The organism is Streptosporangium carneum (assembly GCF_027922005.1).
GTDB lineage: Bacteria > Actinomycetota > Actinomycetes > Streptosporangiales > Streptosporangiaceae > Streptosporangium > Streptosporangium carneum.
Genome location: NZ_BSEV01000002.1, coordinates 269,865 through 282,868 on the forward strand (window position 1 = coordinate 269,865; position 13,004 = coordinate 282,868).

The following is a 13,004-nucleotide window of genomic DNA, read 5'->3' on the forward strand; positions in this document are numbered from 1 at the left end:
CCCGCTCGTCGGAGGCGGCGGCGGCAGGCGAACCCGTCCCAGGACGAGCCTCAGGACGAGAGGGACTCCTCCGTGCAGGAGCGGGAACCTGCCGCCCGCCGCGCCCGCCAGAACGCGCGGGCGCGATCCGCCGGACGCCCGGGACGGTCAGCCGCAACTGCGAGGACCGTCGTACTCCTCCTGACCATGCTCCGGCCCGCCTCCTCCGCCGCGCCCCGGCTCCGGCTCGGCGGCCCGCAGCCCCTCGAGCACGGCGTGGGAGATGCCGGTGAGCGAGTCGAGCTCGTCGGCGCTCAGCCGGTCGATCAGCCAGCGCCGGATGTGCGCGGTACGGCGCGGCATCGCCCTGTCGATGGCGGCACGGCCCGCCTCGGTGAGCACGACCACCGCGCCGCGCGGGGCCTCGGCGCACTGTTCACGGACCAGCAGGCCGCGCTCGGCCATGCGGGTGAGGTGGTGGTGCAGCCTGCTCTTCTCGTAGTCGATGAAACCACCGAGCTCGAAGGGGCGCAGCCGCCCCCCGGGGGCCTGCGCCAGGGCCGTCAGCACCGCGAAGTCGGGTTCGGAGAGCCCCGTGTCGCGCTGCAGCTGCTGGCCGAGATGCCGCCAGAAGCGCACCTGCATCTCGAAGAACGCGACCCAGGCACGCTCCTCCCGCTCGTCGAGTCCCTCCCCGGTGTCGCTCATACCCGGAATCCTATCGGCAGTTGACGTGTCACCCTCGAAGCTCCTACGGTCAAGGTGACACATCAACTCAGCCAAGGCGGACCGAATGATCAAGATCGGCATCATCGTCGGCAGCACCCGGCCGGGCCGTACGGCCGAACCCGTCGCCCACTGGGTGCGGAACGTCGCGGACAAGCGCGGCGACGCCGAGTTCGAACTGGTCGACATCGCCGACTACGACCTGCCGCACCTGGACGAGGAGTTCCTGCCCGTGCAGGGGCTGTACGCGCGGCCGCACACCCTGGCATGGGCCCGGAAGATCGACGAGTTCGACGGCTACGTCATCGTCACCCCCGAGTACAACCACTCGACCTCGGGCGCCCTCAAGAACGCCCTCGACTTCCTCTACAGGGAGTGGAACAACAAGGCGGTCGGCTTCGTCTCCTACGGCGGCGCCGGAGGCGTGCGCGCGGTCGAACACCTGCGCCTGGTCGCCGGAGAGCTCCAGCTCGCCGACGTCCGCGCGCAGGTCGAGCTGAGCCTGTTCACCGACTTCGAGAACTTCACGGTGTTCGCGCCCGCCACCCGCCAGGAGGGCACGCTCACCACGATGCTCGACCAGCTCGTCGCCTGGAGCGGCGCGCTCAGGACCCTCCGGGCGGCCTGAGCGTCCCCCGATCGGCCGAACCGTCACCCGAGCCGCCGTTTCGCCGCCGAACGCCACAGGCGATGTCCAGCACCGGCGCGATGGACTTGTGTGACCGGTGGGACAGGAAAGCATCCGTCGCCACGGAGAGGATTTGATCGGACACTCTCAGTGAGAATCCTTCCTCGATGAAAGGACGTCCCCTCTTGCCCACCGCACGCATCGCCTCCGGCAGCACCGCCCCCGGGCAGGGTTGGCAGGCCTACACCGCCAGCGGCATCCTCATCGACGTCGACACCACCTCCGCCCGTTTCACGGGCAACCCCGTCTACGTCACCTCCGTAGGCGGCGCGGGAGGCCAGTGGAACCTGGTCGGCCCCAGCGCCGTCTACAACATCACCCCCACCAGGTTCCGCGTCTACGTGCAGTGGCGCGACGGCTCGCCGTTGACGCCCGCGACGGCCCAGCAGTACGGCTGGTTCATCCAGTGGATCGGTTACGACAACCCCTGATCCCGTCCTGCCGAAGACCGAAGGCGCCCGCGTCGCGGGCGCCTTCGCGTTGTCGCCCCCACCGCCTTTCAGACGATCCGAAAGCGGAAGTTTCAGGGCCTCTTCAATCAGGGATTAAGGACATGCGTAACGCGCATTGCGCACGGATCCCTCTTATCGCCCCTTGTGATGAGGGAAAACCAGGCGAGCAAAAGATGCATAACTCACGAAGCGTGCGGGACCGCTACGCTACTCGATGACCTTCTCTTGAGGAACCTGTGGAAAAGCCGATGTGGCCGGACCCCGGGGCGGCGAAACCCATAAGGAGCCGACAGAGAGGGTAAGGCGGATGACAACTTCGCATTCCGGCGATGAGCCGGTGAAGGGGGGCGAGCAGGAGGAGACGGCTTCCGAGAAGCCGGCCTTCCGTCGTTCCCGCGCTGACCGCCTTCGTCGTCGTCTTCGCCTGGTGGTGCAGCTGGGCACGGTGGCCACCGTGCTCACCAAGCTGTATCTCACCATCCGCGAAGGCTGGCTCGGACTGTAGCGAGTCCAAGCCAGCCGGCGGCGCACCGGGCGGGGGTTCCGTGAACAGTTCCAGCTGGGCCGGGACCTCCGCCTTTTTGGTTCCGTCGTCGGTTATTACACCGCGACGGCTGAACACCTGGCTCTATCTCTATACAGCTAGATGGTATCCGCCGATGAATAATGTTCTCCGCCTTACAGGCGCGACCCTCGACGTCCTCGAAGTCCTCGCCGCCGCCGACGGGCAGACCGTGTACGGCCTGCAGATCGCGGCCGCCACCAGAAGGCCGACCGGCACGGTGTATCCCCTGCTCGCCCGTCTGGAGGATCGCGGCTGGCTGGAAGGCGGGTGGGAGAGCGACGACGGCGCGCGCGGCAGGGGCCCGAGACGCCGTTACTACCGCGTCACCGGCGAAGGCCGCGAGCACGTCGCCGCCGCCCTGCGCAGGCGTGAGCGCAAGGTCCCCCCGCCCCCGCCGGCGACCGCCGCACGCCCTGACCGCTTCCTGCCCCCGCCGGGCGGCGCGGTAGACGCGGAACAGGTCATCGGCGAGTTCGTGCACGAGCTTCGCGTGTTGCGCGAGCGGGCGGGAGCGCTCTCGCTCAGGCAGCTGGCGGCGCGCACCTACTACAGCCCGGCGGCCCTGTCCGAGGCGTTCGCGGGCCGTACCCTCCCCTCGGAGAGGCTGCTCGAGGCGATCGTGTCGGCCTGCGCCGGAGACTCCCGCGAGTGGACGCTGCGCCGTTCCACGGCCGAGCAGAGCATCAGGCACGGAATCCGCATCCCGCACCGCTTCGAGGACTTCCACCCGCTGGGAGTCCAGTGGGTGGAGACGGCCCTGTCCCGGTGCGGCCTCCAGCGGGCCGACATCGAGGACGTCGCCCAGGAGACGCTGCTGGCTGCCTACCGGCACTGGCCGTCGGCGATTCCCAACCTGCGGCAGTGGATATCGCAGCACGCCCAGCGGACGGCCGCGGCCCTCAGCCGGGGGCCCCTGCGGCCCTGGCACCTGGACGGGACCTACCTTCCCGCCCTCGACCTCGACCTGGGCGTGGCGCCTCCCGAGCGCGGGGAGCTGCGCCACGGGGACGTCGCCGACGACGTGGTGGCACGGCTGGCGGCCGACGACCTGCTCCGGAGCATGGACCGGCGCACGGCGCAGGTCGTCCACCTCGTGAGCCATGGCTTCACGACCGCCGAGATCGCCGAACGGCTCGCGATGACGGCCGTCGCCGTCGAAGGGCGCAGACGTCGGCTGCGGACCCGCTTCCGTCTCGACGGCGCCTCCTCGGTCACCGCGGAGCACGCCCGCTACCTGCGCCACCTCGCCCGCCTGCGCGACGAGGCGGGCAACCCGTCGCTGCGGAGGATGGCGGGCCAGGTCGGCTACAGCCACACGCACATCGCCGCCGTGCTCGCGGGAGCGGCTCCCCTGCCGGACTGGGAGTTCACCGCGCGGCTCGTGGGATTCCTCGGCGGCGAGGTGAGAACGGCACGCGCGCTGTGGGAGGAGGCCCACGCGTTCGGGGAGCCCGTGGAACCGGACAACGACGCGGAGGCGGCGGCCAGGGTCGGCGACACGCTCACCCTCTGGAAGCTCACCGACCATCTGGAGCAGGCGGGCAAGACGATCGAGGCCGTACAGGTCTGGTGGGACGCGGCCGAAGCCGGGGACACCTACGCGATGGCGATGACGGCCGAGCTCCTGGTGCGCCTGGGCGACCGCGAGGAGGCGGAGACCTGGCTGCGCCGGGCCGCGGACGCCGGTGACGCCGAAGCCTGGCGCAGGCTCATCCACCTCCTGGAGCAGACGGGCCGCACCGAGGAGGCCATCGACGCCTGGCGGCACGCCGCGAACACCGGCGCGGTCGAGGCCCGGCAGGAGCTCACCCGCCTCCTGGAACAGACGGGCCGCACCGAGGAGGCCATCGACGCCTGGCGGCACGCCGCGAACACCGGCGACCTGTCCGCCACCCGCAAACTCACCCGCCTCCTGGAGCAGACAGGCCGCACCGAGGAGGCCGTCGACGCCTGGCGGCACGCCGCGAACACCGGCGCGGTCGAGGCCCGGCAGGAGCTCACCCGCCTCCTGGAACAGACGGGCCGCACCGAGGAGGCCATCGACGCCTGGCAGCGGGTCGCGGAGAGCGGCGACCTGTCCGCCACCCGCAGGCTCACACGACTTCTGCGGGGAGCGGGCCGGACCGAGGAGGCCGTCGAGGCATGGCGACGCGCCGTCGACACGGGTGAGGCGGGCGGGGCCGGTGACGTCCAGGCCCGGCAGGAGCTCACCCGCCTCCTGGAGCAGACAGGCCGCACCGAGGAGGCCGTCGAGGTCTGGCGGCACGTCGCCATCACCGGTGACGTCCAGGCCCGGCAGGAGCTCACCCGCCTCCTGGAGCAGACAGGCCGCACCGAGGAGGCCGTCGAGGTCTGGCGGCACGTCGCCATCACCGCCGACGACCCGGCCCAGCGGACGCTCGCCCACCAGGCCCTCACCCGCCTCACCGACAGGCCCCTGTCGAGTCTGCGCGTCGAATACGAGCTGCGGGCCGCCGCGCACACCGGAGACGACCTCGCCCTGCTCGCCCTCGTCCATCTTCTCGACCAGGAGGGACGGCACCGAGAGGCGGAGGCCGTCCTCCACTCGGCGGCGATAGCCGGAAACGCCCTCGCGGCCCAGACGATCTCGCACCGCCTCACCACCGCGAACGGAACGCCCTCCCACTCCGCCGCACCGCCGTCCCAGGCCGTCTCTCAGGCCCCGGTACGGCGAGCGGCGTCACAGGGCCGACCGGCGCGGAGCCGCGCCGAGCACCCGACGGCCGATCCGGCGAACACCTCGAAAGGGACCGCTCACTGAGCTCAGGAAGGACCGCTCGTCGGGCGGTCCCTCAAGAGGGGCCGCCCAGCGGGAGTCGCCCGGGAGTCGTTCAGGAGGAGGCCGTTCGGCGCGATCCGAGGTCCGCGCACGCGCCGCTCCTCGCGAGCCGTACGGCCTGCTCCCGTCCCACCTTGGCGGTCCGGCACAGGTAGTCGCCGATGACGGTGAGCTCGTCGTCGGTGTACCTCTCGAGGACCTCGCCGAACGCCTGGCCAGGCACGTCCCACTCCCGTCCGACCTCGGCCGTCGGATCGGACGCCAGGGTGACCAGAGTTCGCCTGCGGTCGCCGGGATCGGCGCACCGTACGACGAGGCCCGCCTTCTCAAGGCGGTCGACCAGCCGGGTGGCCGATCCCGGGGTCAGCCCGGTCAGTCTGGCGATCTCGCCCGTGCTCAGCGGCTCCTCCTCCAGATCGAGCAGGCTCAGGCACTGCACGTCGGTGGGATGCAGCCCCAGCCGGTCGGCCAGGGCCTGGTTGAACAGCGTGTAAGCCGCGTAGTGCCGTCTGCTCTCAGCGATGACCCGCTCGAGCAGCTCCGCCCGGTTTGACACCGAGCCTCCCTTGCCTCAAATTATGTGCGCGACGCAAAGTTTGCGTGACGCACAATATGTGTCACACTCATACTCTACGCGATGCCCTTCCGCGTCTCTCCTGCCTCCCGCGATGCGGACCTCACTTCCCGCGAGGCTCGGAGCAACCAGAACACCACCGAGAGGAACATGACATGACCATCCTTGTCACCGGAGGCCGTGGCCTCGTCGCCGGCACGCTCCTGCCCCTGCTGCACGGCAAGGGTCACGACGTGCGCGTGGCGTCCAGCGATCCGGCGAAGCTCAACCCACCCGAGGGCGTGCCGACGGTGAAGTGCGACCTCACCGACCCGACCACCTTCCCCGCCGCCCTCGACGGCGTCACCTCGGTCTTCCTCTACGCGGAGCCCGCACACATCGACGCGTTCGTCGAGCGGGCCGTCGACGCCGGAGTGCGGCACATCGTGCTGCTGTCGTCCAGTTCGGTGATCGCGCCGGACGCGGACACCAACCCCATCGCCAGATCCCACCGCGCGGTCGAGCAGGCCCTGACGGCCTCCCCCATCGAGACGACGCTGCTGTGGCCCGGCGCCTTCGCGAGCAACGCGCTGCAGTGGTCGTGGTCCATCAAGTCCACCGGAACAATCGACCTGCCCTACCCGAACGCCCATGTCGACCCCATCCACGAGGCCGACATCGCGGACGTCGCGCTGGCCGTGCTCACCGATCCCGCGTTGAGCGGCAAGGAGTACCACCTGACAGGCCCCGAATCCCTCAGCTTCCAGGAGCAGCTCGACCGCATCGCCCACGTGGCCGGTCGGCCCCTCTCGATCAACGTCATCAGCGAGGAGGCGTGGAAGGAGGAGATGACGAAGTACGTCCCCGGCGAGTTCGCCGACGCCCTCCTCACCTGGTGGCGAGAGCACGACGGCTCGCCCACCGAGACCACCGGGACCGTCGAGCAGGTGACGGGCCGCCCCGCCCGCTCCTTCGCCACCTGGGCCGAGGACCACGCGGACGTCTTCAGGAACTGAGTCCCGTCCCACAGGCCGCCTCCACGAGATCGCGCCGAGGCCGCGAGCGTCCACATTCACCCCGCCCGCCAGGACGAATCCCCGCCAGGACGCCGGACACGACAAGCTCGTGAACGCCCACAGACGATGACCTCCGTCCAGGCCCCGCCCAACGAGTGGAGGAGACCCTCCATCCGTGACCGCGGGGTCGTCACGGAGGGTGAGAGAGGGGCCGAAGAGAACGGCCCGCTTCCCGGGAAACACCCTCCGCGCACGGATCGCGCACGGCGTGCCGAGCCGCGGAGGAGTCAAGGGGCCATTTGGGGCCGATCAAATCAACCGAGCCGCCTGGTGAGCGGATTGTGGAACGGTACCCGTCTGACCTGACATACATAAATGCTATGGGTTGACGGGGGTTGTCAACCTTTCTCCTACATGTCACCTTTGGTTCAGCCCTGGCCGGCCACGGCTCCTAGCTAGTCCCTTCCCCCCCTTGTGGGACTTGTGAGAGGAGTCATCCGTAGTGAGGTCCAAGACAAGGCTGGGAGGCGTCGCCGTACTGGCGGTCGCAGCCCTGGCCACATCCGCGCTCACGAGCGCGACCGGCGCGTACGCCCAGCAGAACGCCGTGACGGATCCCAACCCCGTCGCGAGTGCCGAAGGCGCCTACGCACCGCCGGACGCCCAGAGCCGTGAGCGTGCGATCGCCACCGCGGACAAGGCGCTGGTTTCGCAGGCACGGGCACTGCACAAGGGCGCCGAGGAGAAGTTCGCCCACGACAGGACCGTCGTGGGAACGCTCGGCCTTCAGTACGTGCAGTACAAGCGCACCTATCGGGGTCTTCCGGTCTACGGCGGTGACGTGATCGTCGCCACCGACAGGTCGGGCACGCAGGCACAGGACGTCGTCTCGGGCCAGACCGTCAAGCTGGACCTGGACACCAACGCCACCGTCAGCGCGGAGGCGGCCACCGCCACCGCCCGCGGCCAGCTCACGACCGTCGAGACCGCCGCCCCGCCGGTCCTGCTCGTGCACGCGGTCACCGACACGCCCAAGCTGGCGTGGGAGGTGACGGTCACGGGCCGCGCCGAGAACACGGAAAGCGTGCTGCACGTCTACGTCGACGCGCGCACCGGCGCCGTCATCGACAAGGTGGACGAGGTCAAGGCGGGAACCGGCAACAGCTACTACAACGGCAACCCGGTCACCATCACCACCTCCGGCTCCTACTCGATGACCGACACCACCAGGCCGGGTCTGAAGTGTGGCGGCCAGAACGGCGCCGCCTACACCAAGAGCACCGACTCCTGGGGCAACGGCTCGGGCACCAACCTGGAGACCGCCTGCGTCGACGCGCTCTACGCGGCCCAGAAGGAATGGGACCTGCTGAGGAACTGGATCGGCCGCAACGGCTTCAACGGCTCGGGCGGCGCCTACCCGGCGCGGGTCGGGCTGAACCAGGTCAACGCCTTCTGGAACGGTTCCTACACCAACTTCGGCCACAACCAGGCCAACAACCGCCAGGCCACCCCGATCGACGTGGTCGCCCACGAGTACGGCCACGCCATCTTCCAGTTCTCCGGCTCGGGCGGCGCGGGCAGCGGCAACGAGGCCGGTGGTCTGAACGAGTCGACCGGCGACATCTACGGAGCCCTCACCGAGGCCTACGCCAACAACGCCTTCGACCCGCCGGACTACACCGTCGGCGAGGAGGTCGACCTGGTCGGCAACGGCCCGATCCGCTACATGTACAAGCCGTCGACCAACGGCGACCCCAACTGCTACAGCTCCTCGATCCCCAGCACCGAGGTGCACAAGGCGGCAGGCCCGCAGAACCACTGGTTCTACCTGCTCGCCGAGGGCACCACCCCCGGCGGCGGCAAGCCGTCCAGCCCGGTCTGCGCGGGCCCCGCGTCGCTGACCGGCATCGGCATCCAGAAGGCCGGAAAGATCTTCCAGGGCGGCCTCAACCTCAAGACCGCTCCCTGGACGCACGGCAAGGCGCGGGTGGCGACCCTGAAGGCCGCCAAGTCGCTCTACCCGGGCAGCTGCGCCGAGTACAACGCGGTCAAGGCCGCGTGGACCGCGGTCAGCGTCCCGGCGCAGAGCGGCGAGCCCACCTGTCCGTGACGGCCGAGCTCGACGGCGGCGGCGTCTGACGTCCAGACGCCGACTGCTCCCTGAGTGGCACACCCGCACCGTCACTCACGGGGCGCCGCCCGGTGGGCTCACGCCTCCAGGGACCGCACCACCTTCCTGATCGGAGCACCCTCCCGGACGGAAGTCCCGGATGGCCCGGACCGGCACCTGGTCCGGGCCATCCGTCGGTCTTCGCCCAGCGACTCGGCGGCCCCCGGCCTCCAGCGGGCGCGAACGCCGGCGACCGCGTGACGCCGGTACGCACGGACCTCGACGACCGGGCGGCCCGCGGCCGTCACGACAGGGCGAACCGCTCACCGGCGGCCACGCGCTCGACCAGCCCGAGCAGGGCGGACCGCCCGCCGTGCGCGTCGGCCCACGTGCTCACGCGACACGCGGCCCTGGCGTAGACCTGCTGGTCCGCGCTCGCCGCGCGCAACCACTCCTCCAGGGTCACGGGAAGGGCCTCCTGCGAGCCGGCCCGGCACCGGTCCCCTGCCGTCTCCGGCGCGAGATAGCGCGGATCCTCCGAGACCAGTACGGCCAGGCCCTCGTCGAACCACTGCGGAACCCCCCGCTCCCCTCCAAGCCGGTCGTGGAACTCGACGTGTGACAGCTCATGTGAGGCGATCACCGGATCGACGCCGCGCGACGACAGCATCACGGCACGGTTGAGAACCGCGACGCCGCGCTCGCCGCCTCCGCCGATCCGGCGGTAGCACTCCTCGGTCAGGCAGGCCAGCACGAGCGGAGAGCTTCGGCGTCCGCCGTAGAAGTCGCTCACACGGCGCTCCGCCGCCCGGACGACCTCCGCCACCTGTCGGCGTCGCTCGGCCGGCAGGCCCTGCTCCACGTAGAGACGCGGCCCGAGGCTCTCCAGCCCATAACACGCGGGACAGGCCGTGGCGGCCACGGCGGGAAAGGCGACCGCGACCACTCCCGTCCCCGTGCCGAGCACCAGGGCCAGCCCGACGAGGGTCCAGGCCCATGGCCTGGCCTTCCACCACCGCTGTCGGCTCATCGGCCCCCAAGCCCCTGTTTCACGGCAACGCGCCCATCCTGCGGCACTCCACCGGGGACAGAGCACGATTCCCGGAAAATCCCGCCGTATCAGGGGAATCCGGGAAGGTGTCAGCCGTCCTTCGTCGTCTCCTCGCTTCCCGCGCCGAGGTCGAGGCCGATGCCGACGCAGCGGGGCCTCGGGATGACCACCACGTCGTCGATCGCCGGGCCGTACACCCCGTCGGTGGTGGAGGTCAGGCTCAGGACGGCGCTGGACTCCTGGGCGCAGAAGGTGAACCTCTCCCAGACGTAGCCCATGTTCTGCGGGGACCTGCCGGTGGTGTCGAAGCGGAAGTTCTTCTGGGTCAGCAGGAGTCCCTGCGCCACCCTGGCGTACCCGGTCTTCACCGCGGGAGCGCCGAAGGTGTTTCCGGCCAGGGCGAAAGTGACGGTGTAGCAACGTCCCGGCGTCGTCGCGATGGTCTGCTCGATCGTTCCGCGCCGGTTGCCCGAGAGGTCGAGCGACTGCCGTCCCCTGGCCGCCTGCCACAGACCCGGCCCGATCAGGTCGACGGAGCCGGCTGTGACCTTCCACTCCCCGATGGTGGTGCCGGTGTCGTAGAAGGCCTGCGTCTGGGTCACCGGCGTCTCGAACCCGCCGTTGCCGACCAGCGGGACGGCCCCGGCGGAGGCCTGGGCTCCCGCCAGGGCGAAGGAGCCGGAGAAAGCGGCGATGGAGACCGACAGGGCAAAAGAGCGGGTCACGGACCGCGTCAGCCGCCGGCTGCGAACCGATGAAACGATCATGGTCTTCCTCCTGTTACGTGTGATCCTCACCCGCGACGGAGCGGCCCGCCGCCTGTCGGCAGGCGGCGCGCCTCATGCCCCGACGCGAGCGCGCCACTACGGCGAGTAGTCGAACGAAGATCCACAGTAACGACGAAAGGGCGGCCGGCCGTCGTGGCGCGCCAGGCCGACGGACCTCGGACGGAAGGTTCGGCCACGGCGCCGGACGCGACGGCGAGGAACACCGCCGCCGTTCAGACTCCGAGACAAAAAAGGCGGGCGGCGTTCAGGGCGAACGTGGACCGGAGGACGAAGCCCGGGCGGCTCTGCCCATTCAAAGAATCTTGGACGGAGATTTCCGTCGATCTTGGTTTTGGGCCACCTATCTTGCGACGGTCCGCCACGGCCGCCACATCCTCGACAGAACCGACAAGGGAGGCCTGATGGACTACGCCGTCCTCATGGCGTCGGCCACCGCGACAACGGGCGCCTTGTGCGGCCTGGGCGGCATCTGGCTGCGCGGCCGCATCCAACGCCACCGGCTGCGAGAGGAGGCCCGCCGCGATCACGTGCGCAGGCTCCCCCCGGGAAGCCGTCTGCTGGACCTGGGCCGCCACGGCGTGATCATCGAAGTCGGCGGCGCCGAGCGTGGCCTTCGCTCCTCGGCCGATGAGCGATGAACCCGTCGCCGGCCCCGAACACGATGACCTCGCCGCCGGGCGGCCGGTTGGGAGCACGGCCCGATACGAGCCCCACCCGGGAGCCGGTCCTGCCAGGATGGCCGCGATGCGTGACGCCTTCCTCGCCCTCGCCGACGACGAACCCCCGCATGTGGTGCTGTTCCTGCTCCGCAACGGGATCGGCTGGCAGGACGCGCACGACGCCGCTCAGGAGGCCTTCGCCGAAGCCTGGCGCCTGCTGGACCGCACCCCCGAACGCTGGCAGGAAGTCGCCGACAAACGCGCCTGGATCCGCGCGGTGGCGCTGCGCGCCGCCCGGCGTCCCCCCGGCCAAGCCCGCCGCCAGCCCTTGGCCGACGCCACGGACGAGTTACCCGAGCGGCCCGTGCCCTGCGGTGACCCCGCGGAACTGACGGTGCTCACCATGGACGTGCTGGCCGCGCTGCGGGCCCTGCCGCCCCGCCAGCGGCAGGCCATGGCCTTTCACCGGGACGGCGTGCCGCACGAGGAGATCGCCTGTCACCTCGGGTGCACCATCCGGCAGGTGAGCAATCTGATCAGGCAGGCCCGCGCAGCGCTGAGGGTCAGCCTGGCGGACTACATCTCCCGGGAGGAGGACCGCCGATGACCAGCCCCCCTGGAACGCCCGGCCCCGAACGCCGTCGTGAACTCGGCGACGACCAACTGGACGCCCTCTTGACCGTCGCCGACGCCGAACTCCTCGCCCACCTCCAGGACCGACACGATCCGTCCGCCCTGTGGCAGGTTCTGCTCACCCAGGAGTCGGCTCAGACCACCACGGCCGTCGCGGGCCGTTCACATGAACCGACGCTCCAGGTTCCTGGGCCGGATGTTCTGCACCTCTTGGAAGAACGCATTCACACGTGCCGGTTCGCCCTCGCCCTCGACCGCGCCCGCAGCTTGACTCGTGACATCATTCGCATCCTCAACCGCCGCTTCGACTACGCCGGTGGCCCCAGCCACGCTCGCGAACTCGTCCTCGAGCGGCCCCACGACAGCGCCCTCGACCGCGCCCTCGCCCTCATCCTCTCCCTCGTCTTCATCCGCGCCCGCGGCCTCGCTCGCGCAGTCGACCTCGTCTCCGCCTTCGACCTCGACCACGACCTCGACTTCGAACTCGATCTCACCTTCGACTTCGACCTCGGCCTCGACCACGACCTCGACCTCGCCCTTTACCTCGGCCACGCCCTTCACCTCGCCCGCGCCATCGACCTCCTTCACTCCCACATAGGCGACTTCCCCGGCGGCCTCGCCCACGTCCACGCCCGCACACACGCCATCGCCCTCGACCTCGCCCTCGACCTCGCCCTCGACCTCGCCCACACCCACGCCCGCGCGCTCAGCGAAGACGAGCTGTCGGTGGAGGGGATGGACGTCTCCGACATCGACATCGACATCGAGAACGGCTCGGCCCTCGCGGGTGTGCGGTGGAACGACGCCACGCTCTGGCCACCCGCGGTGACCGACGTGATCCGCGACATGTCGGTGGAGATCGCCCAGGGGGTGTACCAGGTGCGCGCCGGAATGGAACGAGATCCCGCGGACGACCTGGCTCCGCGCCTGTGACCACAGTCGTCAGGGGTGACGGACGACGCCGGAGAAGAGAAAGCGGCCGGG

Annotated in this window: 13 protein-coding genes; 9 read left to right on the forward strand and 4 right to left on the reverse strand. The window is 70.3% G+C overall.

Features of this window, described 5'->3' with window-relative positions:
• Positions 1–147 precede the first annotated feature (147 nt).
• On the reverse strand, positions 148–687 hold the full coding sequence (locus PKF00_RS07280; RefSeq protein ID WP_271216596.1) for a MarR family winged helix-turn-helix transcriptional regulator: 540 nt from the start codon (positions 685–687) through the stop codon (positions 148–150).
• Between the two features lie 85 nt (positions 688–772).
• Here PKF00_RS07280 and PKF00_RS07285 point away from each other — a divergent pair, with 85 nt between their 5' ends.
• The 4 genes from PKF00_RS07285 (at position 773) to PKF00_RS07300 (ending at position 5,192) form a co-directional block, all read left to right on the forward strand.
• On the forward strand, positions 773–1,333 hold the full coding sequence (locus PKF00_RS07285; protein ID WP_271216597.1) for an NADPH-dependent FMN reductase: 561 nt from the start codon (positions 773–775) through the stop codon (positions 1,331–1,333).
• 185 nt (positions 1,334–1,518) lie between these two features.
• A complete protein-coding gene (locus PKF00_RS07290) occupies positions 1,519–1,824 on the forward strand; it encodes a hypothetical protein (RefSeq protein ID WP_271216598.1) in 306 nt (101 codons plus the stop codon).
• A 328-nt stretch (positions 1,825–2,152) separates the two neighbouring features.
• The gene (locus PKF00_RS07295) at positions 2,153–2,350 is read left to right on the forward strand and encodes a hypothetical protein (protein ID WP_271216599.1); all 198 of its coding nucleotides are present in this window, start codon (positions 2,153–2,155) and stop codon (positions 2,348–2,350) included.
• 154 nt (positions 2,351–2,504) lie between these two features.
• Positions 2,505–5,192, forward strand: coding sequence for a helix-turn-helix domain-containing protein (locus tag PKF00_RS07300; protein ID WP_271216600.1), 2,688 nt, complete (start codon positions 2,505–2,507; stop codon positions 5,190–5,192).
• Between the two features lie 70 nt (positions 5,193–5,262).
• Here the strand turns inward: PKF00_RS07300 and PKF00_RS07305 are convergent, their stop codons facing one another.
• Complete coding sequence (locus PKF00_RS07305) at positions 5,263–5,766, reverse strand: MarR family winged helix-turn-helix transcriptional regulator (RefSeq protein WP_271216601.1); 504 nt, start codon at positions 5,764–5,766, stop codon at positions 5,263–5,265.
• A 173-nt stretch (positions 5,767–5,939) separates the two neighbouring features.
• Here PKF00_RS07305 and PKF00_RS07310 point away from each other — a divergent pair, with 173 nt between their 5' ends.
• Both PKF00_RS07310 and PKF00_RS07315 read left to right on the forward strand, forming a co-directional pair.
• The gene (locus PKF00_RS07310) at positions 5,940–6,779 is read left to right on the forward strand and encodes an NmrA family NAD(P)-binding protein (RefSeq protein WP_271216602.1); all 840 of its coding nucleotides are present in this window, start codon (positions 5,940–5,942) and stop codon (positions 6,777–6,779) included.
• Between the two features lie 502 nt (positions 6,780–7,281).
• Entirely contained in the window at positions 7,282–8,889 is a 1,608-nt protein-coding gene (locus tag PKF00_RS07315; protein ID WP_271216603.1) for a M4 family metallopeptidase, read from the forward strand.
• Positions 8,890–9,193: 304 nt separating this feature from the next.
• Here the strand turns inward: PKF00_RS07315 and PKF00_RS07320 are convergent, their stop codons facing one another.
• Together PKF00_RS07320 and PKF00_RS07325 are read right to left on the reverse strand one after the other, a co-directional pair.
• The gene (locus PKF00_RS07320; RefSeq protein WP_271216604.1) at positions 9,194–9,919 is read right to left on the reverse strand and encodes a hypothetical protein; all 726 of its coding nucleotides are present in this window, start codon (positions 9,917–9,919) and stop codon (positions 9,194–9,196) included.
• Between the two features lie 110 nt (positions 9,920–10,029).
• Positions 10,030–10,665: a choice-of-anchor C family protein gene (locus PKF00_RS07325; protein ID WP_271216605.1), complete on the reverse strand. Its 636-nt coding sequence runs from the start codon at positions 10,663–10,665 to the stop codon at positions 10,030–10,032.
• A 464-nt stretch (positions 10,666–11,129) separates the two neighbouring features.
• Between PKF00_RS07325 and PKF00_RS07330 the strand changes: the two genes are divergently transcribed.
• The 3 genes from PKF00_RS07330 to PKF00_RS07340 are packed head-to-tail and all read left to right on the forward strand — an operon-like array spanning position 11,130 to position 12,953.
• Positions 11,130–11,366 (forward strand): hypothetical protein, encoded by a 237-nt coding sequence (locus PKF00_RS07330; protein WP_271216606.1) that lies wholly within the window; start codon positions 11,130–11,132, stop codon positions 11,364–11,366.
• On the forward strand, positions 11,356–11,994 hold the full coding sequence (locus PKF00_RS07335) for an RNA polymerase sigma factor (RefSeq protein WP_271216607.1): 639 nt from the start codon (positions 11,356–11,358) through the stop codon (positions 11,992–11,994). The genes PKF00_RS07330 and PKF00_RS07335 overlap by 11 nt, the downstream gene beginning before the upstream one ends.
• Complete coding sequence (locus PKF00_RS07340) at positions 11,991–12,953, forward strand: hypothetical protein (RefSeq protein ID WP_271216608.1); 963 nt, start codon at positions 11,991–11,993, stop codon at positions 12,951–12,953. Before PKF00_RS07335 ends, PKF00_RS07340 begins: the two co-directional genes overlap by 4 nt.
• Positions 12,954–13,004 lie beyond the last annotated feature (51 nt).